This window comes from Rhodanobacter lycopersici (genome assembly GCF_040812335.1).
In the GTDB taxonomy this organism is placed as follows: domain Bacteria; phylum Pseudomonadota; class Gammaproteobacteria; order Xanthomonadales; family Rhodanobacteraceae; genus Rhodanobacter_A; species Rhodanobacter_A lycopersici.
Genome location: NZ_JBFOHK010000001.1, coordinates 183,468 through 206,785 on the forward strand (window position 1 = coordinate 183,468; position 23,318 = coordinate 206,785).

Annotated in this window: 23 protein-coding genes; 13 read left to right on the top strand and 10 right to left on the bottom strand. The window is 67.3% G+C overall.

Annotated features, from left to right (window positions below; translation table 11 throughout):
- The first annotated feature begins 40 nt into the window (after positions 1–40).
- Positions 41–1,048, top strand: coding sequence for an RluA family pseudouridine synthase (locus ABQJ54_RS00870; protein ID WP_367852392.1), 1,008 nt, complete (start codon positions 41–43; stop codon positions 1,046–1,048).
- Between the two features lie 40 nt (positions 1,049–1,088).
- Here the strand turns inward: ABQJ54_RS00870 and ABQJ54_RS00875 are convergent, their stop codons facing one another.
- Together ABQJ54_RS00875 and ABQJ54_RS00880 are read right to left on the bottom strand one after the other, a co-directional pair.
- The gene (locus ABQJ54_RS00875; protein WP_367852393.1) at positions 1,089–2,579 is read right to left on the bottom strand and encodes a CPBP family intramembrane glutamic endopeptidase; all 1,491 of its coding nucleotides are present in this window, start codon (positions 2,577–2,579) and stop codon (positions 1,089–1,091) included.
- 26 nt (positions 2,580–2,605) lie between these two features.
- A complete protein-coding gene (locus tag ABQJ54_RS00880) occupies positions 2,606–2,947 on the bottom strand; it encodes a 4a-hydroxytetrahydrobiopterin dehydratase (RefSeq protein WP_367852394.1) in 342 nt (113 codons plus the stop codon).
- Between the two features lie 200 nt (positions 2,948–3,147).
- On the opposite strand from ABQJ54_RS00880, the gene ABQJ54_RS00885 reads away from it, so the two are divergent.
- The gene (locus tag ABQJ54_RS00885) at positions 3,148–3,756 is read left to right on the top strand and encodes an NfuA family Fe-S biogenesis protein (protein WP_367852395.1); all 609 of its coding nucleotides are present in this window, start codon (positions 3,148–3,150) and stop codon (positions 3,754–3,756) included.
- Between the two features lie 74 nt (positions 3,757–3,830).
- Here the strand turns inward: ABQJ54_RS00885 and ABQJ54_RS00890 are convergent, their stop codons facing one another.
- From ABQJ54_RS00890 to ABQJ54_RS00905, 4 genes are all read right to left on the bottom strand, one after another.
- Positions 3,831–4,181 carry a c-type cytochrome gene (locus ABQJ54_RS00890; RefSeq protein WP_367852396.1) on the bottom strand — a complete coding sequence of 117 codons (351 nt, stop codon included), beginning with the start codon at positions 4,179–4,181 and terminating at the stop codon, positions 3,831–3,833.
- A gap of 23 nt (positions 4,182–4,204) precedes the next feature.
- A complete protein-coding gene (locus ABQJ54_RS00895; RefSeq protein WP_367852397.1) occupies positions 4,205–4,534 on the bottom strand; it encodes a c-type cytochrome in 330 nt (109 codons plus the stop codon).
- Positions 4,535–4,668: 134 nt separating this feature from the next.
- Positions 4,669–5,901, bottom strand: a complete 1,233-nt coding sequence (locus ABQJ54_RS00900) for a TraB/GumN family protein (protein WP_367852398.1) — start codon at positions 5,899–5,901, stop codon at positions 4,669–4,671.
- A gap of 197 nt (positions 5,902–6,098) precedes the next feature.
- Positions 6,099–6,989 carry a carbon-nitrogen hydrolase gene (locus tag ABQJ54_RS00905; RefSeq protein ID WP_367852399.1) on the bottom strand — a complete coding sequence of 297 codons (891 nt, stop codon included), beginning with the start codon at positions 6,987–6,989 and terminating at the stop codon, positions 6,099–6,101.
- A 175-nt stretch (positions 6,990–7,164) separates the two neighbouring features.
- Here ABQJ54_RS00905 and ABQJ54_RS00910 point away from each other — a divergent pair, with 175 nt between their 5' ends.
- Complete coding sequence (locus ABQJ54_RS00910; protein WP_367852400.1) at positions 7,165–8,988, top strand: chloride channel protein; 1,824 nt, start codon at positions 7,165–7,167, stop codon at positions 8,986–8,988.
- Positions 8,989–9,024: 36 nt separating this feature from the next.
- On the opposite strand, the gene ABQJ54_RS00915 is transcribed toward ABQJ54_RS00910, so the two are convergent.
- Together ABQJ54_RS00915 and ABQJ54_RS00920 are read right to left on the bottom strand one after the other, a co-directional pair.
- The gene (locus ABQJ54_RS00915) at positions 9,025–10,059 is read right to left on the bottom strand and encodes an agmatine deiminase family protein (RefSeq protein WP_367852401.1); all 1,035 of its coding nucleotides are present in this window, start codon (positions 10,057–10,059) and stop codon (positions 9,025–9,027) included.
- 129 nt (positions 10,060–10,188) lie between these two features.
- A complete protein-coding gene (locus tag ABQJ54_RS00920; protein WP_367852402.1) occupies positions 10,189–10,536 on the bottom strand; it encodes a hypothetical protein in 348 nt (115 codons plus the stop codon).
- Between the two features lie 133 nt (positions 10,537–10,669).
- Here ABQJ54_RS00920 and ABQJ54_RS00925 point away from each other — a divergent pair, with 133 nt between their 5' ends.
- The 5 genes from ABQJ54_RS00925 to asnB all read left to right on the top strand — a co-directional run bounded on the left by ABQJ54_RS00925 (position 10,670) and on the right by asnB (position 17,768).
- Positions 10,670–12,718 (top strand): ABC-F family ATP-binding cassette domain-containing protein, encoded by a 2,049-nt coding sequence (locus ABQJ54_RS00925; protein ID WP_367852403.1) that lies wholly within the window; start codon positions 10,670–10,672, stop codon positions 12,716–12,718.
- Positions 12,718–13,632, top strand: a complete 915-nt coding sequence (locus tag ABQJ54_RS00930) for a phosphoglycerate mutase (RefSeq protein WP_367852404.1) — start codon at positions 12,718–12,720, stop codon at positions 13,630–13,632. Before ABQJ54_RS00925 ends, ABQJ54_RS00930 begins: the two co-directional genes overlap by 1 nt.
- 5 nt (positions 13,633–13,637) lie before the next feature.
- On the top strand, positions 13,638–15,341 hold the full coding sequence (gene recJ / locus ABQJ54_RS00935) for a single-stranded-DNA-specific exonuclease RecJ (protein WP_367853540.1): 1,704 nt from the start codon (positions 13,638–13,640) through the stop codon (positions 15,339–15,341).
- A gap of 61 nt (positions 15,342–15,402) precedes the next feature.
- Positions 15,403–15,777, top strand: a complete 375-nt coding sequence (locus ABQJ54_RS00940; protein WP_367852405.1) for a SpoIIAA family protein — start codon at positions 15,403–15,405, stop codon at positions 15,775–15,777.
- Positions 15,778–16,085: 308 nt separating this feature from the next.
- Positions 16,086–17,768 (top strand): asparagine synthase B, encoded by a 1,683-nt coding sequence (gene asnB / locus ABQJ54_RS00945; protein ID WP_367852406.1) that lies wholly within the window; start codon positions 16,086–16,088, stop codon positions 17,766–17,768.
- 18 nt (positions 17,769–17,786) lie between these two features.
- Here asnB and ABQJ54_RS00950 read toward each other — a convergent pair whose 3' ends face one another.
- Positions 17,787–18,446 (bottom strand): class I SAM-dependent methyltransferase, encoded by a 660-nt coding sequence (locus ABQJ54_RS00950; RefSeq protein ID WP_367852407.1) that lies wholly within the window; start codon positions 18,444–18,446, stop codon positions 17,787–17,789.
- A 130-nt stretch (positions 18,447–18,576) separates the two neighbouring features.
- Between ABQJ54_RS00950 and prfB the strand changes: the two genes are divergently transcribed.
- From prfB to lysS, 3 genes are all read left to right on the top strand, one after another.
- Positions 18,577–19,702 (top strand): peptide chain release factor 2 gene (gene prfB, locus ABQJ54_RS00955; protein WP_367852408.1). Its coding sequence is split into 2 segments (ribosomal slippage): positions 18,577–18,651 and positions 18,653–19,702, totalling 1,125 coding nucleotides; the frame shifts between segments, so codons are not numbered across the junction.
- 114 nt (positions 19,703–19,816) lie between these two features.
- Positions 19,817–20,164, top strand: a complete 348-nt coding sequence (locus ABQJ54_RS00960; protein ID WP_367852409.1) for a hypothetical protein — start codon at positions 19,817–19,819, stop codon at positions 20,162–20,164.
- Between the two features lie 196 nt (positions 20,165–20,360).
- Positions 20,361–21,884, top strand: a complete 1,524-nt coding sequence (gene lysS / locus ABQJ54_RS00965) for a lysine--tRNA ligase (protein WP_367852410.1) — start codon at positions 20,361–20,363, stop codon at positions 21,882–21,884.
- 55 nt (positions 21,885–21,939) lie between these two features.
- Here lysS and ABQJ54_RS00970 read toward each other — a convergent pair whose 3' ends face one another.
- On the bottom strand, positions 21,940–22,575 hold the full coding sequence (locus tag ABQJ54_RS00970) for a YidC/Oxa1 family membrane protein insertase (protein WP_367852411.1): 636 nt from the start codon (positions 22,573–22,575) through the stop codon (positions 21,940–21,942).
- Between the two features lie 135 nt (positions 22,576–22,710).
- Between ABQJ54_RS00970 and ABQJ54_RS00975 the strand changes: the two genes are divergently transcribed.
- Positions 22,711–23,010, top strand: coding sequence for a YciI family protein (locus ABQJ54_RS00975; protein WP_367852412.1), 300 nt, complete (start codon positions 22,711–22,713; stop codon positions 23,008–23,010).
- Positions 23,007–23,258, top strand: a complete 252-nt coding sequence (locus ABQJ54_RS00980) for a BolA family protein (RefSeq protein ID WP_367852413.1) — start codon at positions 23,007–23,009, stop codon at positions 23,256–23,258. The genes ABQJ54_RS00975 and ABQJ54_RS00980 overlap by 4 nt, the downstream gene beginning before the upstream one ends.
- The last annotated feature ends 60 nt before the right edge of the window (positions 23,259–23,318 follow it).

The window sequence follows — 23,318 nt, forward strand, 5'->3', positions numbered from 1 at the left end:
TGGCGCCCGCCGAGTATCCCATTCATACAGGTTTTTTTCAATGCAGACGGCAACTTCCCGCGACGTACCTCAAGGTGTGCGTCAAGTCACGATTGGTCCGGAGCGGGACGGCCAGCGCATCGACAACGCGCTGGTGACCCTGCTCAAGGGCGTGCCGAAGAGCATGATCTACCGCCTGCTGCGCACCGGCCAGGTGCGGGTGAACGGCAAGCGTGCCAAGCCGGACACGCGGTTAACCGACGGCGATATGCTGCGAATTCCGCCGATCCGGCAGGCTGAGCCCGCCGAAACGCGTGCGGCGCCCGAGACGATGGTGGCCTCGGTGGCCGAGGCGGTGATCTTCGAGGACAAGCATTTCCTGGTGATCGACAAGCCCTCCGGCATCGCCAGCCACGGCGGCAGCGGGGTGAGCCACGGCGCGATCGAACTGCTGCGCGCGGCACGTCCGCACGAATCGCTGGAACTGGTGCACCGGCTCGACCGCGACACCAGCGGCGTGCTGGTGCTGGCCAAGTCCCGCGCTGGCCTGACCGGCCTGCAGGCGGCGATCCGTGCCGGCGAGGTCACCAAGCAGTACCTGTGCCTGATGACGGGCCACCCGCCCAAGGCCAAATTCGATGTCAACGTGCCGCTGCGCAAGTTCGCCCTGCAGGGCGGCGAGCGCATGGTGCGGGTCAGCGACGACGGCAAGCCCGCACTCACCTTCTTCCGCGAGATGGAGCAGTACCCCGGCGCCCGCCTGATGCAGGCCACGCTGGGCACGGGGCGCACTCACCAGATCCGCGTGCACGCCGCGCACATCGGCTACCCGCTGGCGGGCGACCCGAAATACGGCGACCGCGAGATGAACAAGCGTTTCCGCGAGATGGGGTTGCAGCGGCTGTTCCTGCATGCCTCGCATCTCAGTTTCGAGCTGGACGGGCGCCTGTACAGCTTCTCGGCGCCGCTGCCGGACGACCTGAAGACCTTCCTCGACGTGCTGATGGTGAAAGGCAAGCACCTGCCATACATCCAGGCGGCTCGGAAGTCCCTTGGCGATCGTCCTTGATCGCGTGAATCAAACGGGCGGCCATCCATGGCCGCACTCTTCAAAGAAAGAAACGGGCGCTGACCTCCAGCGAACGCAGCACGTCGCCCACCAGGCCGGCTTCCACCAGCAGGGCGCAGACCACATGCGCGGCGGCGACCGGCAGCAGCGTGCGTGAGCGCCGGAAGCACCACGCCCACCACAGCTCGGCCAGCAGGCAGAGTTGCATCAGGGCACCGTTCGGCGTGTGCATCAGGGCAAACACCAGGGCGGTGAGCAGCACGGCGAGGGCGGGGTGGAGCCGCCCGCCTTCCAGGCGGCGCAACACCACGGCCAGCATCAACCATTGCTGCAGGACGGCCCACAGCAGATAGACCAGCACGTGCCCGGGCGCGGGCACCTTGAAATGCCCGCCATACCCGGCGATCAGCAACAGAGCCAGCGGAAGCAGGGCGAACGGCATCAGCCAGGCACGCCAGTCGCCCAGCCAGCGCCAGTTGCTGGGCCGTTGCCGCCATTCGGCCTGTGCCGCGAACAGCAAGGCGCCGGTGAAGCAGAGCAAACCGGGCAAGGACAGACGCAGGCCCAGTTGCAGACCGGTGACCAGCCACAAGGGACCGGCCACGCAGGCGACGAGTTCCAGCCAGTGGCGCCGACGCAGGCGCGGCGACCACCAGGCCAGTCCGGCCAGCGCCAGCAAATAGCCGATGGTACCGCCCCAGGGCAACCAGCCGTGGTCACCTAGGTCACCCGCAGCGGTCGGCGTGTCGCCATGCGGCAGGATCAGGGCGCCCGGCCGCTGCCGCCAGATCAGCTGGCGCAGGGCCAGTTGCGTTTCCGACGAAGCGTCGGCAGGCAGGGCGATCCAGGGCGCGGCCGGCAAGGCGGGATCCGCAAGTTGCCGTGTGGCTGTTGCCGGATCGGACGACAGCTGCAGCGAGGGGCGTGCTGGTGCGGGCAATGGAGCATCGCGATGCAGCGCCACTTCATCCAGATGCAGTGACGCACCGGCCGGCAGCGCCAGCTTCAGCCGCAGCATCTCGATCCGCTGCGGCGCGGCGCAGTCGCTGCCGTCGGCAGCCCGCCAGTGCAGCTGGCGCAGGTCGACCACGACGTTCAGCGTGCCGGCCACGACAGGTACGTCCTGCCAGCCGACGCAGCCCGGTTGCCCCAGCCGCGGCCGCCATGCCATGCCCAGCCGGAACGGTGCATCGGCTTCACCGTGCAGCGCCAGCAACGGCCAGTGACCCGGATCGAGCATGCCGCTTACCGGCAGGCCCAGTTCGAATGGCGTGCCGTCGCGACTGCGGATGCGCAGACCGTCGCCGACGCGCTGCACATCGGCGGCACCAAAGGCGCGGCCGGCGACGAGGTCATGTGGTTGGCGCAGCCGCCATTGCCATAGCGGCTGGCCGTGCTCGATCAGGGCCAGTTGCCGGTCCGCCGCATGTTGCAGGTGGGCCGCGGTGATTCGCGCGGCCAGTTCCCGCAGGCCGAACAACAGCAGCGCCACCAGCAGCGCGAAACCCGCGGCGAACAGCCAGCGGCGCATCATAGGCGCGAGGGATCGCCGCACGCTCAGCGCGCCAGCAGCGCCTCGACCTTGGCTGCGCAGATGATGTCGTTGAGCGAGAGGCCGCCCACGTCGTGGGTGGACCACAGCAGCTGGCAGTGTCCGTAGCCGGCTTCGATGTCGGGGTGATGATCTTCGTGGTTGGCCATGAAGCCCACCGCGTTGATGAAGCCCAGTGTGTGGTGGAAGTCGCGGAAGCGGAAGTCCTTGACGATCGCGTGGCCATCCGCGGCGAGCTTCCAGTCGGGCAGCAATTGCAGCAACTGGGTGATCTTGTCCGCACTCAGCGCATGTTCCTTGCCCTTGCGCGGCTGGCAGTGCTGGCTGGCGAAATCGTGGATGTTCATGGCAACTCCATCGGTAGGCAAAGGCGAGGCTGCGCAGCGTCGAAGTTGCGCGCGCAAAAGTCAAAGCCGGCAGCGATCCTCGCTCCTCAAAGCCGGGTCATCCATGGACCACTCTCCCCGCGCGACAAAACAGTACTAAAATGGTGCTGATTCAGCGGGCGGGTGAACGCGCCCGCTGCGATATTCGTCACAGGTGAAGCATGATCGAGATTTCCGAACGCGCGCAGCAGCATTTCCGCCGCCTGCTGGCGCAACAAGGCAACGAAGGACTGGGCATCCGCCTGCATGTGACCGAGCCAGGCACGCCGGCGGCCAGTTGCGAACTGGAGTTCTGCGAACCGGCCGAGCTGGCCGGCAACGAGTGGACGATCGAATGCGCCGGTTTCGACTTTCACGTCGAGGGCGACAGCGCGCCGTGGCTGGACGGCGCGAGCATCGACTTCGAACCGAACGCCACCGGCGGCCTGCTGAACATCCGTGCGCCGAAGATCAAGGGCGACGTGCCGGGGCTGGAAGCCGGGGTGATCGAACGCGTGCGCTACGTGCTCGATGCCGAGATCAACCCGCGGCTGGCTTCGCACGGCGGCCGCGTCACCCTGCTGGAGGTCGATGCCGAGGGTGTCGTGAAGCTGCAGTTCGGCGGCGGTTGCCACGGCTGCGGCATGGTCGATGTCACCCTGAAGCAGGGTGTGGAGAAAACCTTGCGCGAGCGCGTGCCCGAAGTGACCGCGGTGCGCGACGCCACCGACCACAGCGATGGCAAGCAGCCGTACTACAGCAAGCACGAAGGCAAGTCGGCGCTGGGTTGAGGCAAGCGATTCGCTGAACGGGAAAGCCCGCCGGAAGGCGGGCTTTCCCGTCGCGAAGCGTGCTGCGGGACGACTCAATCGCCCTGCACGTGCCCCTTCAGCGTGTCGAGCTTGGTCGGCAGGCTCGAGAAGTAGGCGGAGATGTCCTCGATGTCCTGGTCGGACAACGTGGCCACCATGCCTTTCATGATCGGGTTGTTGCGGCGGCCATCCTTGTACTCGTGCAACACCTGCTGCAGGTACTCGTTGTACTGGCCGGCGAGGCGCGGGTACTGCGGATCGACCGCGTTGCCGTCGGCACCGTGGCAGGCGAAGCAGGCGGCGGCCTTGGTCTTGCCGTTCGCGGCATTGCCGCTGGCCAGCAGCGGAGCGGAGGCGAACGCCAGGACGGCGCCGCATGAAAGCAGGGCGAGTGCGCGTTGCATGCGTGGATCCTTGAGGTTCGCGATCACTTGATCGGCGTGAGGCTGGACAGGTAGGCGGCGATGTCCTTGATGTTCTGGTCGGACAGGCTTTGCGCCTGCGCCACCATCGTCGGATACGTGCGGTCGCCGCTCTTGTACTCGTTCAGCGCACTGATGATGTACTGCTCGTTCTGCCCGGCGATCTTCGGCACGGGATAGTCCGGGTAGGCGTTGGAGTAGCCCGGTACGCCGTGGCAGCCGGCACAGGTGTAGACCAGCGTGCGTCCCGCCGCCTTGTCGCCTTCGGCGTGCGCGCTGGCGGTGGCCAGCAGGGCGGCAGCGGCTGCCAGACCAAGCAATTGCAGTCGAATCATCGAGATCGTTCCCCAGGTGCGGCGACAGATGCGAATGAGTGCAGCAGCTGTCGCAGTATAGACAGCACCTCCCGGCATGGACAACCTGCCGCAGCGCATGCCGCAAGGTGGCGTATTGTCGCTGGGTGGCGCGCCTAGACCAGGCTGCGGAAGATGTGGATACCCGCGCTGTACTCGCCCACGATGGTGCCCAGACTGACCAGGAAGAAGTTCAGCAGGGTGCGTGCCACGCGGTTTTTCCACCAGCCGCTCCAGTGCACGATGTCGTCGCGCAAGGTGTCGAAGTCGGCCACGCGCGGACGGCGCACCCAGGCCTCGACCATCGCACTGATGCCGCCGGAGGGGATGCCGGGCCGGAACGGCTTGATCGGCGCGGCGATGAAGGCGGCGAGGATGCTGAGCGGATGCGCGCCGGCAGCAACCGCGCCCAGCGCGGCGAAGCCACCGGTGAACAACACCCATGCGGTGAGCGCCTGTTTGCCCAGCGCGGTGTTGTGGTGAAAGGCCCAGGCGATCGCCGCGAACACCACCAGCACCAGGCCCACGGCCAGCCACTTCGGCCAGCGCGCCTTCGGCGGTGTCTGCGCCAGTTCCGTGGCGGCCGCTGCCGGGTCGCCTTGCTGTTCGCGCAGAAGACGGCACAGACCCTTCAGATGACCCGCACCGATGACCACCAGCACGCGGCGTGGCGTCCCGGTAGCCGTGCGCGCGGCTTCCTCGCGCAGGCGCGCGGCCATGTAGGCATCGCGCTCGCCGATCAGGCTCTGGTAGAGCGGCTTCGATTCGCTGGCGAATTCGCTGAATGCGCTCTCCAGCATGTCGCCCTGTTTCAGTTTCTCGATCTCGCTGGCCTCGATCTCCTCGCGCTCGAACACGCTGGCGAGCAGGCCGCCGAGCAGGCCGAAGCGCTGCCAGAAACCCACGCTGTGCCAGGCGCGCTTGAGCGTGGTGCCGACCTCGCGATCGACCAGCCACAACGGCAGGCCGCGTGCCCCGGCACCATCCATCGCCGCCTTCATCTCGGCACCGGGCTGGATGCCGGATTGCTCGGCGAGGCGCTTCTGGAACGTGGAGAGCACCAGGCTGGCCGCGACCATGCCGGCCTTGCCCTGGCGGATCACCTGGAACAGGTCCATGCGCTTGAACGCATCCGGATCGCGCATGCCCTGCGCGCGGCTCTCGCACAGCTCCACCGCCACCGCGTCGAAGTGCTCGTGCTCCAGCAGCGCCTGCACCGCCTCCATGCTGGTGCGCGAGACGTGGGCGGTGCCCAGTACCACGTATTCGACACCGTCGCGCTCGACACGCTCGATCGGCTGGTCCTGCAGCACGGCGGGCAACGGCAGGGCGGGTTCGGGGACACTCATGCGCAGGGCGTGCCGGTCACGGGGAAAGTCCAAGCATGGGGACGTACCCCGCGCGAAGCAAGTCAGAAGTGCGGCCAGGGACAGCTGCCCATCTGATTTCCACGATGCAGGGATGAACGCAGTATCGAAGAGTGCGGCCAAGGATGGCCGCCCGTGTGATCTTCGCGATCAGGGACGATCGCAGAGGTAAACTAAACTCAATCCCGGAAGCGCTTGAGCAGATCGCCGTAGGCATCGATGCGGCGGTCGCGCAGGAACGGCCAGATGCGGCGCACATGCTCGCTGCGCTGCATGTCGATCTCGACAATCAGCAACTCGCGCTGGTCAGTGCCCGCCTTGGCGATGAATTCGCCCTGCGGTCCGGCCACGAAACTGGTGCCCCAGAACCGGATGCCGGCACCCGTACCCGAGGGATCGGCCTCGTGGCCGGTGCGATTGCAGGCCAGCAGCGGCAGGCCGTTCGCCACCGCGTGGCCGCGCTGCACGGTGACCCAGGCCTCGCGCTGGCGATCCTTCTCGTCCTGTGCGTCGTTCGGATCCCAGCCGATCGCGGTGGGGTAGAGCAGCAGTTCCGCGCCGGCCAGCGCCATCAGGCGCGCGGCTTCCGGATACCACTGGTCCCAGCACACCAGCACACCGAGACGGCCCACCGAGGTGTCGATCGGCTCGAAGCCGAGGTCGCCCGGGGTGAAGTAGAACTTCTCGTAGAACCCCGGATCGTCCGGGATGTGCATCTTGCGGTACTTGCCCGCGATCACCGCCGAACGATCGAACACCACCGCGGTGTTGTGGTACAGCCCGGCCGCGCGCTGCTCGAACAGCGAGGCCACCACCACCAGCTTCAGCTCCTCGGCCAGCTTGCCGATGCGCGCGGTAGCGGGGCCAGGAATGCTCTCGGCCAGGTCGAACAGGTCGACCGACTCGTGCTGGCAGAAGTACGGGCCGTTGTGCAGCTCCTGCAGCAGTACCAGTTCGGCGCCGGCCCTGGCGGCTTCGCGCAGGCCGGCCTCGATGGCGTCGAGGTTGGCGTCGCGGCTGCCGCGGTCGGTTTCCTGCAACAGGGCGGCTTTCAGGATCTTGCGGGTCATGGGCGTTCGGCGTGAGGGTTTGCGCCACATAGTGTAACAAGGGGCGCCGTCATGACCGCGGCGACGCGCTTCCGCTACTCTGGATCGCAGCGATGCTTTCCTGACGGAGGTGGCCGATGGGCGATGCCGACGGACGCGCGATCCCGTGCTGCGGCACCGGTGGCGGAGGTGGCGCGTGAACGTCGTCACCACCTGGCTGCTGTGCAAGTACGAACGCTGGAAGCAGGACACGCTGAGCCAGAGCGATTTCCGTCCCAGCGTCAGCATCCTCAAGCTCTCGCTGATGGCCGTGTTCGTGGGCATCGCCGCGGCCTTCGTCGCGTACGTGCTGTACTGCATGATCGGCCTGGTCACCAACCTGTCGTTCCGCCAGGAGTTCTCCTTCGCGTTTGTCGCGCCTGGCCTGCATGCGCCCGTGTGGGCGATCGTGCTGGCGCCGCTGGTTGGCGGGCTGCTGGTGGGGCTGATGGCGCGCTATGGCAGCGACCGCATCCGCGGCCATGGCATTCCCGAGGCGCTGGAAGCGATCCTGTTCCGCCGCAGCCAGATGATGGCGAAGGTGGCGATCCTGAAGCCGCTGTCGGCGGCGATCGCGATCGGCACCGGCGGCCCGTTCGGCGCCGAAGGACCGATCATCATGACCGGCGGCGCGGTGGGTTCGCTGTTCGGGCAGATGTTCTATCTCACCTCGATGGAGCGCCGCACCCTGCTGGTGGCCGGCGCCTGCGCGGGCATGGCAGCCACCTTTGGCACGCCGATCGCGGCGACCCTGCTGGCGGTGGAACTGCTGCTGTTCGAGCTGCGTCCGCGCAGCACGATTCCAGTGGCGATCGCCTGCTTCGTCGCCGATGCCTTGCGCATGTGGCTGCTCGGCCCGGGCGCGTTGTTCCCGCTGGCGGAATCGTTCGAGATCAGCCTGCCAAGCTTCGGTCTGGCCGCGGTGTGCGGCTTCCTCGCCGGCCTGCTGGCGACGGCGCTCACCGCGCTGGTGTATCGCGCCGAGGATGCCTTCCACAAGCTGCCGGTGCACTGGATGTGGTGGCCGCTGATCGGCGCAGCGGCGGTGAGCATCGGCGGCGTGATCGACCCGCAGACCCTGGGCGTGGGCTACGGCGTGATCGACAGGCTGCTGACCGGTCAACTGGTGGGCATGGCGATCCTGGTGTTCATGCTGGTGAAGTCGGCGATGTGGGTGATCTATCTCGGTTCGGGCACATCGGGCGGCGTACTGGCGCCGCTGCTGTCGCTGGGCGCTGGCCTGGGCGGGCTGGAGGCGATGGTGTTTCCCGGCCCGGATCCGCTGCTGTGGCCGCTGCTCAGCATGGGCGCGATGCTGGCCGGCGTGATGCGCCTGCCGTTCACCTCGATCATGTTCGCGCTGGAACTCACCCATAACGCCAGTGCGCTGCCGGTGCTGCTGGTGGCCTGCACCACGGCCTACGGCGTCAGCGTGTTCCTGATGAAGCGCTCGATCCTCACCGAGAAGATCGCCCGGCGCGGCCTGGACATCTTCCGCGAGTACACGGTGGACCGGCTCGAACACACCCCGGTGCGCGAGGTGATGACCACCGCGATGATCACCGTGCCCGGCAGCCTCAGCGTGCGCGAACTGGCGGATCGCTATTTCGGCGCCGACCAGCAATACCGCGCGTTCCCGGTGGTGGATGCCGACGGTGGGCTGCTCAACGTGGTCAACCGGCAGGACGTGCAGCGCTGGCTCAGGGAGGATCCGGCGGGCAGCGCACGGCTGGCCGACGTGGTGGGCAAGGAGCCGGTGGTCGCCTTGCCCGACGAGAGCTGCCAGAGCGTGGCCGTGCGCGCCGCGGTGGAAAGGCTCGACCGCATCCCGGTGGTCGGCCCGGACCGCCGCACCCTGCTCGGCATGGTCACCCGCTATGACCTGCTCAAGCCGTACACGCACTACCACGACGAGGAAAAGGTGCGCGAACGTTTCTTCCGCAACGGCAAGCCCGCTGCGGGCAACGAGGGAAAGAGCTAGCCCGGATCAACGCACGCGGGTGCGTCGATCCGGCAGTCACACCAGTCCGGCGGGCAGCTGCATGGTGATGCAGTGCAGACTGCCGTTCTGCCAGATCAGCGGACGGCAGGGCACCTGCACCACGACGCGGCCCGGATGCGCGCTGCCGATGATGCGCGCGGCTTCGTCGTCGGCCGCATCGCCGTAGGCGGGCACCAGCACTGCGCCGTCGACGATCAGGTAGTTCGCATACGAGGCGGCAAGGCGGCGCCCCTCGTCGATGATCGGCTGCGCCCACGGCAGCGGATGCAGCTGGTAAGGGCGGCCGTCCAGGGTGCGCAGCGCGGCCAGCTCTTCGCCCATGCGTGCGAGTTCGCCGTGGTGCTTGTCGCCGGCGTCGTCGCAGGCCTGGTACACGATGCGCTCGCCGGGCGCGAAGCGGGCGAGGGTGTCGATGTGCGCGTCGGTGTCGTCGCCTTCGAGATAGCCGTGGTCCAGCCACAGGATGCGTCCGGCGTGCAGGCTGTCCTGCAGGATCGTGCTCATCACCTCGCGGCTCTGCTCCGGATGGCGCTGGTGCAGGCACTTCCAGGTGGTGAGCACGGTGCCCGCGCCATCGCTTTCGATGCCGCCGCCTTCCAGCGCCCAGTCGATGCGCCGGTGCGAGGCGTGGCCGAACACGCCGGCCTCGACCAGGCCGGCGATCAGGGCGTCGTCCTGTTCGGCACCGAACTTGCCGCCCCAGCCGGTGAAGCGGAAATCGGCAAGCTGGAAACGGCCGTCGTCGGTCTTCAGCGTGATCGGGCCGGAGTCGCGCAGCCAGGTGTCGTCGTAGGGCAGCTCGACGAAGCGGATGCGCTCCAGCTCGACGCCTGCCGCGTGCAGCAGCGCCCCGGCATGGATGCGCACGTCGGCGTCGGCCACCACCACGACCAGATGCTGGAAGCGCGTCACCGCCGCGGCCAGCGCCACATAGGTGGTTTCCACCTCGGCCAGGCGTTCGGCCCAGTCGGTGCCGGCGTGTGGCCAGGCGATCAGCACCGCGGCTTGCGGCTCCCATTCGGCGGGCAGGCGCCAGCGGGGTTCGGTCATGGCGGAACTCTCGTGCGTGTCGGATCGATGCCGGCATGGCATCGGGCCGCGAAGTTTACGGGAGTACGGCCGCTGACGCACAAAGGGACGCACCCCGCGTCACCGCGGGGCGCGTCATGGCCGGAATGCTCAGTTCGCCGCGGCGGGATGGGTGTTGTTGCCGGCCGGCGTGTTCAGCACAGAATGGATCACGTGGTCATGCTCGAAGTACACGATGAAGTCGGAATATTCCCAGCGGTTGATCACCGGGTGCTTCTTCGTGTCGCCGCCGCGCGGCGAAAGCTTGCGCTGCGGCGCCCCGTAGCGCTGCTCGACCTGCGCCATGGTCATGCCGCGCGCGGGCAGGTGCATGCCCTTTTCCTGCTGCACGCGATGGATCAGCAGGTTGTCGGCGTGGGCCGTCTGCGGCACGGCCAGGCTGCCGGCACCAAAAGCGATGGCTGCCAGCAAGGGCAGGCTGTGGCGATGCTTGAACATGGTCCCCTCTCCGCGCAAGGCGTTGCCGCGTCGTTGTAGCAGAACTGTTTGCGACTATCCACGGGCAACCGCGGCGGCTGTGACCGGCACAACCGTTATCATGTGCGACTGTTCGCCCGATTGAAGTGCCTCGATGATCGCGTTCCGCCATTTTGCCCTGCGCCGCGGCAGCCGCCTGCTGCTGTCCGACATCGACCTGGTGATCCAGTCCGGCTGGCGGCTGGGCGTGATCGGGCGCAACGGCTGCGGCAAGTCCAGCCTGTTCGCGGCCCTGCAGGGCCAGGTCGAGGCAGACGCCGGCGAGATCGACCTGCCGGCGAAGCTGCGACTGGCCTCGGTGGCGCAGGAGACGCCCGCGCTGCCCGATCCGGCGATCGACTACGTGCTGGGCGGCGACACCGAACTGGCTGCCGTGCTGCGCGACGAGGCCGATGCGCAGGCCCGCGGTGACAGCGAGGCGATGGCGCGTGCGCATCACCGCATCGAGGAATTGCATGGCTACGACGCTCGTGCCCGTGCCGGCCGCCTGCTGCATGGCCTGGGTTTCGCGCCGGAGACGCACGAACGTGCGGTGAAGGAGTTTTCCGGCGGCTGGCGCGTGCGCCTGAACCTGGCGCGCGCGCTGATGGCGCCGTCCGAACTGCTGCTGTTGGACGAGCCCACCAACCACCTCGACCTCGACGCCGTGCTGTGGCTGGAGGAATGGCTGCGCCGCTACCAGGGCACCTTGCTGATCATTTCGCACGACCGCGAATTCCTCGACGGCGTGATCGACCACACCCTGCACCTGGTCGATGGCGGCGCACGCCTCTACACCGGCAACTACAGCGCGTTCGAGCGCCTGCGTGCCGAACAGCTGCGCCAGCAGCAGATCGCGCACGAGCGCGAGCAGGCCGAGCGCGCGCACCTGCAGAGCTTCATCGACCGCTTCAAGGCCAAGGCCAGCAAGGCCAAGCAGGCGCAGTCGCGCATGAAGCGGCTGGAGAAGATGGCCGGCACCGAGGCGGTGCGCGCCGAGCGCGCGTTCCACTTCCAGTTCGCCAGGCCCGAACGCGTGCCCGATTCCATGTTGCAGCTGGAGGACGTGGCGGCGGGTTATCCCGATTTTCTCCCTCTCCCCTTTGGGGAGAGGGGCGGGGTGAGGGGCGGTGCTGGCGAAGAGGCTTCGACGGGCGAACTCGCAAGCCTTGGCCCCTCACCCCAACCCTCTCCCCGGCGGGGAGAGGGTGCAAACGTCGCCCTGGCGGGCGGGCTTGATGGTTCAAAGGCGGTCGTCCTGTCGGACGTGCGTTATTCGATTGAAGCGGGGCAGCGCATCGGCCTGCTCGGCCCCAACGGCGCGGGCAAGTCCACGCTGGTGAAGACGCTGGTCGGCGAACTCGCGCCGCTGGGCGGCGAGCGCAAGGCGCACAAGGACCTGAAGATCGGCTACTTCGCCCAGCACACGGTGGAAAGCCTGCGCGAAGGCGCCAGCCCGTTCGACCATCTGCAGGACAAGGCGCCCGGCGCGGCCGCGCAGGCGCTACGCGATTTCCTCGGCACCTGGAACTTCGCCGGCGACCGCGCCTTCGAGTCGGTGGACGGCTTCTCCGGCGGTGAGCGCGCACGCCTCGCGCTGGCGCTGATCGCCTGGGACAAACCCAACCTGCTACTGCTGGACGAACCCACCAACCACCTCGACCTTGACATGCGCGAGGCGCTGGCCGATGCGCTGGCCGATTTCGACGGCGCGCTGGTGCTGGTGTCGCACGACCGCCATCTGCTGGGCATGGTCAGCGACAGCTTCTGGCGCGTGGCCGACGGCGTGGTGGAACCGTTCGATGGCGATCTCGACGACTACGCACGCTGGTTGCGCTCGCGCGGCTCGGCAAACAAGAAGGCCGCCAAGGCCGAGGCGAAGCCCGCGGCACCGGTCGAATCGCCGGAGGAGCGTCGCCGCAATGCTGCCCAGCAGCGCGAGAGTGAAAAAGTCACCCGCCAGCGCGTGAAGAAGATCGAGACGCGCGTGGCCACCATCGAGACCGAACTGGCGTTGCTCGAAACGAAACTGGCCGATCCGGAAACCTACAACGGTTCCACCGCCGCGTTGATGAAGCTGGGCCAGCAGCAGGCCGAACTGCGTCGCGAAAAGGAAACGCTGGAAGCGGAATGGATGGCCCTGTACGAGGAACTGGAAGCCTGATGAGCGCGCAACCGACGCAGCTGTGGCTGCCGGCGCTGGCTCGCTTCGACCGCACGCACCCGCTGCACCGCTTGCTGTCGCAGGCCGATCGCCTGGCCGACGACCCGCGCAGCCGGCTGGACTGCCTCGCCGATGCCTTCCATGCCGATGCAGCGACACTGCCGGTAGCCGCGCTGATCCGCGAACAGCTGGCCGGCGATGCGGGCGAAGCCAGCTGGCTCAATGCCGACCCGGCCTGGGTACAGCCGGACATGACCGGCGTGCGCCTGCTTGCCTGCGGTTCGATGCCGCTGGAGATGGACGAGGCACAGGCCTTCGCACAGGTGCTGCAGCCAGCGTTCGCCGAACTCGGCCTGCAACTGGAAATCAGCGCGCCGGATTGCTGGCAGTTGCGCCTCGCGCCCGACGTGCATCTGCCCGATTTCACCACGCCCGAACAGGCGCTGGGTGAGGACTTGTACCAGCATCTGCCGCAGGGCGCGGAAGGTCGCCCTTGGCGCGTATTGCTCAACGAAGTGCAGGTGCTGCTGCACCAGCATCCCCTGAATGCTGCGCGCCAGTCGCGCGGCCTGCCGCCGGTCAACAGCGTGTGGCTGTGGGGGGCAGGGCGGTTGCCTGCGTCGTTGCAAAGCGGGTTTGCTGGCGTGATAGGCAGCGACGTTTTGCTGCTTGCATTGGCATCGCATGCGGGCATTTCATCGCAGGCCCGCACACCAGAAGCCGTGGCGGCGGCGCAAGCCGGCCGGCTGGTCGATTTGCAGGACTTGCCTGCCGCCGAATTCGGCGACGCATGGTGGCCGGCGATCCAGACGCTGGCGCAGCGGCAGCCCTTGCACATCGCATTCGCCAGCGATGAGCGCTGGTCGTGGCGGCCGCTGCATCGCTGGCGCTTTTGGCGCAGGGCGCCGCGGTGAACACGATGGAGCTGCGGCGGCGCGAGCTGCAGGGCGAGCCATCCGGCTGGGACGCTGCCGTGCATCCGGTACTGCAGCGCATCTACGCAGCGCGCGGCGTGCTGCAACCGGATGGCGTGGCGCACCGCCTGCAGCGCCTGTTGCCGCCGCAGTCGCTGGGCGGCCTGGATGCTGCCACCGAGCTGCTGGCCGAAGCGATCCGTGGCGATTGGTCCATTCTCATCGCAGGCGATTACGACTGCGACGGCGCCACTGGCACGGCCGTGGCCGTGCGCGGCCTGCGCATGCTGGGTGCGAAGCACGTGGGTTATGCCGTGCCCAACCGCTTCGTGCATGGCTACGGCCTCACGCCCGCACTGGTCGATTCGCTGCAGCCATGCCCGCAACTGATCGTCACCGTGGACAACGGCGTGGCCAGCGTGGCCGGCGTGGCGCGGGCGCGCGAGCTCGGCATGCGGGTGATCGTCACCGACCATCACTTGCCCGGCGAACAGTTGCCGGATTGCGATGCGATGGTGAACCCGAACCTTGCTGGGGACGGGTTTCCGAGCAAGGCGCTGGCTGGCGTGGGGGTGATGTTCTACCTGCTGCTGGCGCTGCGTGCGAAGTTGCGCGGGCAGGGCATGTTTGCCGCGGAGGCGCCTGATCTTTCTGTCTTGCTCGACCTTGTTGCGCTAGGCACGGTGGCCGACTTGGTGCCTTTGGACTTCAACAACCGTGTGCTGGTGGAAGCGGGGCTGCGACGCATCCGCAGCGGTCGTGCCTGCGCTGGTATCGCCGCACTGGTCGAATGCGGCAAACGCAGTATGGCCACCCTGTGTGCCAGCGATCTCGGTTTCGCCGTGGGGCCGCGGCTCAACGCGGCAGGGCGGCTGGAAGACATGCAGCTCGGCGTGGAATGCCTGCTCATCGATGACGCCGCGCAGGCACGCCGTTACGCCGGTGAGCTCGATACGATCAACCGCGAGCGCCGCGACCTGCAGGCCTCGATGGTGGCCGAGGCGGAAGTGATGACAGCTGGCTTGCGCGACATCGACTCGGTGGGCGTGGCGCTGTACGAGCCATCGTGGCATGCGGGCGTGGTGGGGCTGGTGGCTTCCAAATTGAAGGAGCGCCTGCATCGCCCGGTGATTTCCTTCGCTCCGGCCAGCGAAGACGATCTGGAACACCTCCGTGGTTCCGGCCGCTCGATCCCCGGTTTTCACCTGCGCGACGCTCTGGCGATGATCGATGCGCGCCAACCCGGCCTGATCGAGCGCTTCGGCGGACATGCAATGGCGGCGGGATTGAGTCTGCGCGCCGTCGATTTCCCGCGCTTCGCCGCGGCCTTCGATGCTGCCGCGCGTGAACTGATCGCGCCGGAACGCCTGCAGGCTGCGCTCTATACCGATGGTGAACTCCCTGCCGGCAGCCTGTCGCTGGAATTGGCGTTGCAGCTGCGCAACGCCGGTCCGTGGGGCCAGGCCTTCCCCGAACCGTTGTTCGACAACCTGTTCGAATGCGCGCACTGGAAGCCGATGGGCGAGGGCCACTGGCGACTCGGCCTGCGCGACCCGCGCGACGGCAGCATTCACGACGCGGTGATGTTCAACGTCGGCACCACTGCGCCACCGTCGCGCCTGCGCGCGGTCTACGAGCTGGTCGTCAATGACTGGCAGGGGCGCGAGTCGCCGCGCCTGCTGTTGCGGCACATCGAAGAACCCATGTGAACTCGCACCGTGTTCACGGCCTGCGCGCCACACTGGTCGCCCGTCCGTCAGGGAGACCGTCATGCTTGAACAGATCGATGGATTGCCGCCCGGCACGCTGGGCTTCCGCGCGCACGGCCAGGTGACCGCCGCCGATTACGAGCAGGTGCTGGTGCCGGACGTGGAGGCGGTGTTCGCACTTAGCCGCAAGCTGCGCATGCTGTTCGTGGTGGCGCCGGACTTCACCGGCTTCGACGCCGGCGCGATGTGGGAGGACTTCATGCTCGGCATGCGCCACATCAGTGGCTGGGATCGCGTGGCGCTGGTGACCGACGTGCCGTGGTTGCGCACCGCGACCAAGGCGACGCGCTTCCTGGTGCCGGCCGATTTCCGCCTGTTTGGGTTGTCCGAGCTGGAGCAGGCGGCGAGCTGGATCGCCGAGCCCGTGGAGGGATAAGCAGGGCGGATAAGCAAGGCGGACAAGCAAATGGACGGCCGAATGCCTTCATGTCGAATCGTCACTTGCGCCGCCGTCGATCTTCTGTTCTAGTCGACACATGACCTTCACGACCGCCAACTTCCCGAACGCCACCGCGCTTGCCGCGCGGAGCTTCGTGGCGGCCGCCAACAATAATCGCGCGAACAATAACGCCAATCGTTGGCGGGCCCGCGCGTAGCTGAAAGCAACACCACCAGACACGCGACCAAGGCCCGCCCAGTGCGGGCCTTGGTTTTTTTATGGTTTGCAACCGAGGAACTTTCAACATGTGTTCGATTTTCGGAATGTTCGACCTGCAGCCGGGCGACGACCTGGCTGCCTTGCGCCGGCAGGCGCTGGAGCTGTCGCAGCGCCAGCGTCATCGTGGCCCGGACTGGAGCGGAGTATTCGTGGATGCCGGGGTGATCCTGGTGCATGAGCGCCTGGCCATCGTCGATCCGGCCTCGGGTGCGCAGCCGCTGCGCTCGCGCGACGGCGCGCTGGCGCTGGCGGTGAATGGCGAGATCTACAACCACCGCGAGCTGCGCGAGTCCAGCAGCTACGACTTCACCACCGGCTCGGACTGCGAGGTCATCAGTGCCCTCTACCGCGAGCATGGCGCCGCTGCATTCATCGAGCATGGCCTGCCGAAGCTCAACGGCATCTTCGCCTTCGCACTGTGGGACAGTGAGGCGCAGCGTTACCTGGTCGCGCGCGACCCCATCGGCGTGTGCCCGCTGTACTGGGGGCACGATGCACAGGGCCGCCTGTGCGTGGCCTCGGAAATGAAGGCGCTGGCCGGCATGTGCGCGGACGTGGCCACGTTCCCACCCGGCCATGTCTACGACAGCGCCACCGGCGAACTGCGCAGCTATTACGCCAGGTCGTGGCGCGACTACGCGGCGACGCGGGGCCATGCGCCGGCGCCGGGCGAGCTGCGCCACGCCTTCGAGCAGGCCGTGCATCGCCAGCTGATGACCGACGTACCCTACGGCGTGCTGCTTTCGGGCGGCCTCGACTCCTCGCTGGTCGCGGCCTGTGCCGCCAGGTTCGCCCGCGAGCGCATCGAGGATGGCGACCGCAGCGAGGCCTGGTGGCCGCGCCTACATTCCTTCGCGATCGGCCTGGAAGGCTCGCCCGACCTCGCCGCCGCGCAGATCGCCGCCGACGCGCTGGGCACCGTGCACCACGGCTTCGTCTACACCTTCTGGGAAGGCCTGGACGCCGTGCCCGAGGTGATCCGCCACCTGGAAACCTACGACGTCACCACCATCCGCGCTGCCACGCCGATGTACCTGCTGGCACGGCGGATCAAGGCGATGGGGGTGAAGATGGTGCTGTCGGGAGAAGGCTCCGACGAACTGTTCGGCGGCTACCTGTACTTCCACAAGGCGCCTTCGGCCGAAGCCTTCCACGAGGAAACCGTGCGCAAGCTCGACGCCCTGCACAGCTACGACTGCCTGCGCGCGAACAAGGCGATGATGGCCTGGGGCGTGGAGGCGCGCGTGCCGTTCCTCGATCTTGAATTCATCGACGCGGCGATGGGCATGGATGCCGCCCACAAGATGGCCGGCGGCGGCAAGATCGAAAAGCACGTGCTGCGCGCGGCCTTCGATGGCGCCTTGCCCAAGGAAATCCTCTGGCGGCAGAAGGAGCAGTTCAGTGACGGCGTGGGCTACGGCTGGATCGACGGCCTGAAGGCACATGCCGAGCAGATGGTGAGCGACCGCGAATTCGCCGCCGCCGCCGCGCGCTTCCCGTTCAACACGCCGGCCACCAAGGAGGCGTATTTCTACCGCCGCATCTTCGAGCAGCACTACCCGGGCGAAGCCTGCGCGGCCACCGTGCCGGGCGGCAAATCGATCGCCTGTTCCTCGCCTGCGGCGCTGGCGTGGGATCCGGCGTTCGCGGCGATGGCCGATCCTTCCGGCCGCGCCGTGCGCGGGGTGCACCAGCAGGCGGTGACCTGAAGCCGGCCGGTGCCGGGATCAGCGCTTGCGGGCCAGCGTGAGGCCGTCGCCGACCGGCAGCATGGACAGGTCGATGCGCTCGTCGCCATGCAGGCGCTCGTTGAGTGCCTGCAGCGCGCGGGTGTCGTCGTCCCGCGCCGGCTGCGCCACCGCGCCGTCCCACAGCACGTTGTCGATCGCGATCAGGCCGCCCTGGCGCAACAGCTGCAGGCAGCGCTCGTAATAGGCGGCGTAGCCGGTCTTATCGGCGTCGATGAAGGCGAAGTCGTAGCGGCCGGCCGCACCTGCAGCCAGTTCCGCGTCCAGCGTCTGCAATGCAGGCGCCAGCCGCAGGTCGATCTTGTGCGCCACACCGGCACGTTCCCAGTACGGCCGGCCGACGCGGGTGTACTCGTCGCTGATGTCGCAGGCGAGGATGCGGCCGTCATCGGGAAGGGCGAGCGCCACCGACAGCGCGCTGTAGCCGGTGAACACGCCGATCTCGAGGGTGCGGCGCGCGCCGAGCAGTTTCACCAGCAGGGCCATGAACTGGCCCTGCTCGGGCGAGATCTGCATGCCGGCATGGGGGTGGCTGCGCGTCGCCTCGCGCAGGGCGATCTGTTCCGGATGCTCGTGCAGCGAATGCGCGAGCATGTAGCCGTACAGCGTGTCGTCGAGGTTCAGGCTGCGGTTGGACATGGCGGTGCTCCGGCAAGCGGTACCAGTCGCTGATGGTAGACCCCGACGGCGTGTCCGGTCGCCATCGGACGTCTGTCGCAGTGCGGCAATTTTGCTACCATGGCAGGCCATTCGCACGACACGACCATCCATGATCGAGACCAATCCGATCCTCGCGCAGATCGCGGACCTCACGGCCCGCGTCGAGTCGCTTAGGGGGTATCTTTGACTACGCCACCAAGCGTGAGCGCCTCGAAGAAGTAAGCCGTGAACTGGAAAGCCCCACCGTGTGGGACGACCCGCCGCGTGCGCAGGAACTGGGTCGCGAACGCGCGCGCCTCGACACCGTGGTCACCGGCATCGATGAGCTCACCGCCGGCCTCTCCGATGCGGGGGAGTTGGTGGAAATGGCCGCCGCCGACGGCGACGAGGAAACCGTCGCTTCGGTCGCGGACGATGTGGGCAAGCTCGAAGCCCGCGTCGGCAAGCTGGAGTTCCAGCGCATGTTCTCCGGCAAGATGGACTCGGCGAACGCCTTCGTCGACATCCAGGCCGGCGCCGGCGGCACCGAGGCGCAGGACTGGGCCGAAATGCTGCTGCGCATGTACCTGCGCTGGGCCGAATCGCGCGGCTGGAAGACCGAGCTGCTGGAAGCCTCCGGCGGCGAAGTGGCGGGCATCAAGTCGGCCACCTTCCGCGTGGAAGGCGACTACGCCTACGGCTGGCTGAAGACCGAGATCGGCGTGCACCGCCTGGTGCGCAAGTCGCCGTTCGATTCCGACAACCGCCGCCACACCAGCTTCACCAGCGTGTTCGTCTCGCCCGAAGTCGACGACGACATCGACATCGAGATCAATCCGGCCGACCTGAAGACCGACGTCTACCGCTCGTCCGGCGCCGGCGGCCAGCACGTCAACAAGACCGAGTCCGCGGTGCGCATCACCCACATGCCCTCGGGCGTGGTGGTGGCCTGCCAGACCGAGCGCAGCCAGCACGCCAACCGCGACCGCGCGATGAAGATGCTGGCCGCCAAGCTGTACGAGCTGGAAGTGCAGAAGCGCAACGCCGAGAAGGACGCGCTGGAAGCGACCAAGTCCGACATCGGCTGGGGCAGCCAGATCCGCAACTACGTGCTCGACCAGAGCCGCATCAAGGACCTGCGCACCGGCGTGGAGCGTTCCGACACGCAGAAGGTGCTGGACGGCGACCTCGACGAGTTCATCGAGGCCAGCCTGAAATCCGGCCTGGACGCGGGGGCCAAGCGCGTCGACGCGTGACGGGGTCGGAATCGCGGCTGAAGCCGCTCCTACGGTACCTCGGCCTTGTAGGAGCGGCTTCAGCCGCGACCCGTAGAATCGTCCGAGAATCCCACCATTGACGAGGTAGCCAGCATGAATGCCAGGAAGATTTGCAGCATCCTGTTTGCCTGTGCCGCACTGGCGGCGTTTGGCGCCAGCGCGCAGAGCGCCGGGCAGGACATCAAGCAGGGCGCGAAGGACGTCGGCCACGGTGTCGCCAACGGCGCGCGCACGGTGGGCCACGCCACCCGCGACGTCACGAAGAAGATCGGTCACGGCGCCAAGGAGGCCGGCACCGGCATTGGCCATGGTGCGAAGAAGGCCGGCGTTGCCGTCGGCCATGGCGCCAAGAGTGCAGGCACCGCCGTCGGCCACGGCGCGAAGGAAGGCTGGGACGCCACCAAGGACGCGACCAAGAAAGTGTTCGGCAAGGACAATTGATCGTCCCGGCTTTTCACCCGCGTCCCGTTCGCCCTGAGCGTAGGCCCGCAGGGCCGGAGTCGAAGGGCCGCGCCACCTGGCGCTTCGACTCCGCTTGCTGTCGCAAGCTACGCTCAGCGCGAACGGTGATTTCGAGCTATTCCACCACGAACCCAGCATCAGCCGGTGCGGATGCGCCGGCCACCACGGAAGCCCCATGAGCGAAACCACCGATACCCAGCCCATTGTCGACGAGAACAAGTTGATCGCCGAGCGTCGCGAGAAACTCACGGCGTTGCGCGGGCAGGGCATCGCGTTCCCGAATGATTTCAAGATCGACAGCTTCGTCGGCGACCTGCAGGACGAATACGCCGACAAGGAAAAGCACACCGCCGAGGCCATCGAGGCCGCACAGCGCCGCGTGAAGGTCGCCGGCCGCATCGTGCTGAAGCGCGTGCAGGGCAAGGTCAGCTTCGCGCAGATCCAGGACATGACTGGCCGCATCCAGCTGTTCATCCACCAGGGCACGGTGGGCGAGGACACCTACGAGGCGTTCAAGGGCTGGGACATGGGTGACATCGTCGGCGCCGAAGGCGTGCTGATGCGCACCAAGACCGGCGAGCTGTCGGTGAAGGTGGGCGCACTGCGCCTGCTCACCAAGAGCCTGCGCCCGCTGCCGGACAAGCACCACGGCATGGCCGACGTGGAGCAGCGCTACCGCCAGCGCTACGTCGATCTCATTGTGACCCAGGAAGCGCGCGACACCTTCCAGAAGCGCTCGCGCATCATCGGCTTCATCCGCCAGTGGCTGGAGGCCGCGCCGCGCCGCTTCATGGAAGTGGAGACGCCGATGATGCACGTGATCCCCGGCGGCGCCACGGCCAAGCCCTTCATCACCCATCACAACGCGCTGGACATGGACCTCTACCTGCGCGTGGCGCCGGAGCTGTACCTGAAGCGCCTGGTGGTCGGCGGCTTCGACCGCGTCTACGAGATCAACCGCAACTTCCGCAACGAGGGCGTGTCCACCCGGCACAATCCCGAGTTCACCATGCTGGAGCTGTACCAGGCCTACGCCACCTACAACGAGATCATGGATCTCACCGAGGCGGTGATCCGCGAGACGGCGCAGCAGGTGATCGGCACCACAGCGCTGACCTGGGAAGGTGCGGCCATCGACGTCGGGCCGGCCTTCCGCCGCTGGACGATGGAAGACGCGGTGCTGGAGCACAACCCGGAAATCAGGCGCGAGGAACTGCGCGACCGCGCGGCGATGACTGCGCACGCGAAGCGCCTCGGCGTGCAGGTCAAGGACGGCTACGGTTGGGGCAAGCTGCTGCTGGAGATCTTCGAGAAGACGGTGGAGCACACCCTGATCCAGCCCACCTTCATCACCCAGCACCCGGTCGAGGTGTCGCCGCTGGCGCGCGAAAACGATACGGACAAGGGCATCACCGACCGCTTCGAGCTGTTCGTCAACGGCAAGGAGCTCGCCAACGGCTTCTCCGAGCTCAACGACCCCGAAGACCAGGCCGCCCGCTTCAAGGCCCAGGTGGAAGCCAAGGATGCCGGCGACGACGAAGCCATGCACTTCGACGCCGACTACATCCGCGCGCTGGAAGTGGGCCTGCCGCCCACCGGCGGTCTCGGCATCGGCATCGACCGCCTGGTGATGCTGCTCACCGGTTCCGCCTCGATCCGCGACGTGCTGCTGTTTCCGTACATGCGGCCGGAGGCTTGAGCCTCTTCGTCGGCGTGTGACACAACAAGGCCCGCGATCGCGGGCCTTGCGCGTTTCAGGCGGACAGGCTTCGGACGCGCTGCCGCAGCAGCAGGTTCTGCAATACGGTCACACTGCCCGAACCCAGCCAGTACAACCCAAGCCCGGCGGCCACGTGCCACACCATGAGGAACGAGATCGCCACGGGCAGCCAGTGCAGCAGGGTGCGTGCCTGCTCGGGCAGCATGGGATTGAACAGCATCGCGACCATGCCGAGCGCCGCCACCAGCAGGGCCAACCACAGGTCGGGCCGCGCCAGCTTCGGTATCCACAGGAAGGAGCCCACGCTGGCCACACCCTGGCGGATCGCGGCGTAGATGCCTGCGCTCATCGGTGCCTGCACCAGCGCGGTGAGCAGGCCGCTGCCGAGCCCGCTGGCGATGCCGTGCTCGCGGTACAGCGACTGCATGGCGGCGGCATGCGCCGCGGGATCCTTCGCGTGGCGCTCGCGCAGGCGTTCCAGTTGCGGCTTCAGCGCCGCCAGCTTGCGCTGGCGCCGCCAACCCTGTTCGGCGGCCTGCAGGGTCATCGGTAGCATCGCCAGGCGCACGGCCAGTGCGAGCGCGATCACCGCGAGGCCGTAGCTGCCATCAAGCCACGCCGCCAGCTGGTTCAGTAGTGCGGCAATTCCGTCCACGAACATCGTCCACATGAGGCTCTCCCCCCACCGCATCGGTGATGAAACACACATGGTGGGCATTGCCGCGGCCGCTTCAAGTGCGCGAAACGCGTGACCGACGACACAGTCGGGTAAAATTGTGGTTTCGAATGCAACGGAGCCCTGCCCATGTGGTTTGCGATCATCGCCCAGGATCACCCCGGTTCGCTGGACAAGCGCCTTGCCGCCCGCCCCGAGCATCTGGAACGGCTGAACAAGCTGCAGGATGAGGGGCGCATGCTGCTGGCCGGCCCGTTTCCCGCGATCGAGTCGGAGAATCCCGGCCCGGCCGGCTTCACCGGCAGCATGATCGTGGCAGAGTTCGCCTCGCTGGCGGACGCCGAGACCTGGGCGGCTGCCGATCCCTACGTGGCCGCCGGTGTCTATGCCGAGGTGAGCGTCAAGCCGTTCCGCAAGACCCTGCCATGAGCGAGGCGATGGTCGAGCAGATCCGCGCCCGTCTCGCGGCCGCGTTCTCGCCCACCGAGCTGGAGGTGGTGGATGAGGGCCATCTGCACCGTGGCCACGCCGGGGAGGGCAAGGGGCATTTCCACGTGCGCATCGTCAGCCCCGCGTTCGCCGGCGTGCTGCCGATCAAGCGCCACCGGATGATCTACGCCACACTCGACGACCTGATGAACCGCGGCATCCATGCGTTGTCGATAGACGCAAAATAAAAAGACAAACATAAACAAAACGATGTAGTGCATTTCTGCAGTGAAATATCACGTAGAAAT

What these genes read in the sequence shown, in the direction of transcription:
- ABQJ54_RS00875 (WP_367852393.1), bottom strand. Translation starts at nt 2,579, where the DNA reads ATGCGCCGCTGGCTGTTCGCCGCGGGTTTCGCGCTGCTGGTGGCGCTG.
- ABQJ54_RS00890 (WP_367852396.1), bottom strand. Translation starts at nt 4,181, where the DNA reads ATGCAACGCGCACTCGCCCTGCTTTCATGCGGCGCCGTCCTGGCGTTC.
- lysS (WP_367852410.1), top strand. Translation starts at nt 20,361, where the DNA reads ATGAGCGAAACCACCGATACCCAGCCCATTGTCGACGAGAACAAGTTG.
- ABQJ54_RS00980 (WP_367852413.1), top strand. Translation starts at nt 23,007, where the DNA reads ATGAGCGAGGCGATGGTCGAGCAGATCCGCGCCCGTCTCGCGGCCGCG.
- ABQJ54_RS00950 (WP_367852407.1), bottom strand. Translation starts at nt 18,446, where the DNA reads ATGTCCAACCGCAGCCTGAACCTCGACGACACGCTGTACGGCTACATG.
- ABQJ54_RS00930 (WP_367852404.1), top strand. Translation starts at nt 12,718, where the DNA reads ATGAGCGCGCAACCGACGCAGCTGTGGCTGCCGGCGCTGGCTCGCTTC.
- ABQJ54_RS00925 (WP_367852403.1), top strand. Translation starts at nt 10,670, where the DNA reads ATGATCGCGTTCCGCCATTTTGCCCTGCGCCGCGGCAGCCGCCTGCTG.
- ABQJ54_RS00880 (WP_367852394.1), bottom strand. Translation starts at nt 2,947, where the DNA reads ATGAACATCCACGATTTCGCCAGCCAGCACTGCCAGCCGCGCAAGGGC.
- ABQJ54_RS00940 (WP_367852405.1), top strand. Translation starts at nt 15,403, where the DNA reads ATGCTTGAACAGATCGATGGATTGCCGCCCGGCACGCTGGGCTTCCGC.
- asnB (WP_367852406.1), top strand. Translation starts at nt 16,086, where the DNA reads ATGTGTTCGATTTTCGGAATGTTCGACCTGCAGCCGGGCGACGACCTG.
- ABQJ54_RS00960 (WP_367852409.1), top strand. Translation starts at nt 19,817, where the DNA reads ATGAATGCCAGGAAGATTTGCAGCATCCTGTTTGCCTGTGCCGCACTG.
- ABQJ54_RS00975 (WP_367852412.1), top strand. Translation starts at nt 22,711, where the DNA reads ATGTGGTTTGCGATCATCGCCCAGGATCACCCCGGTTCGCTGGACAAG.
- ABQJ54_RS00870 (WP_367852392.1), top strand. Translation starts at nt 41, where the DNA reads ATGCAGACGGCAACTTCCCGCGACGTACCTCAAGGTGTGCGTCAAGTC.
- ABQJ54_RS00915 (WP_367852401.1), bottom strand. Translation starts at nt 10,059, where the DNA reads ATGACCGAACCCCGCTGGCGCCTGCCCGCCGAATGGGAGCCGCAAGCC.
- ABQJ54_RS00905 (WP_367852399.1), bottom strand. Translation starts at nt 6,989, where the DNA reads ATGACCCGCAAGATCCTGAAAGCCGCCCTGTTGCAGGAAACCGACCGC.
- ABQJ54_RS00970 (WP_367852411.1), bottom strand. Translation starts at nt 22,575, where the DNA reads ATGTGGACGATGTTCGTGGACGGAATTGCCGCACTACTGAACCAGCTG.
- recJ (WP_367853540.1), top strand. Translation starts at nt 13,638, where the DNA reads ATGGAGCTGCGGCGGCGCGAGCTGCAGGGCGAGCCATCCGGCTGGGAC.
- ABQJ54_RS00885 (WP_367852395.1), top strand. Translation starts at nt 3,148, where the DNA reads ATGATCGAGATTTCCGAACGCGCGCAGCAGCATTTCCGCCGCCTGCTG.
- ABQJ54_RS00895 (WP_367852397.1), bottom strand. Translation starts at nt 4,534, where the DNA reads ATGATTCGACTGCAATTGCTTGGTCTGGCAGCCGCTGCCGCCCTGCTG.
- ABQJ54_RS00920 (WP_367852402.1), bottom strand. Translation starts at nt 10,536, where the DNA reads ATGTTCAAGCATCGCCACAGCCTGCCCTTGCTGGCAGCCATCGCTTTT.
- ABQJ54_RS00900 (WP_367852398.1), bottom strand. Translation starts at nt 5,901, where the DNA reads ATGAGTGTCCCCGAACCCGCCCTGCCGTTGCCCGCCGTGCTGCAGGAC.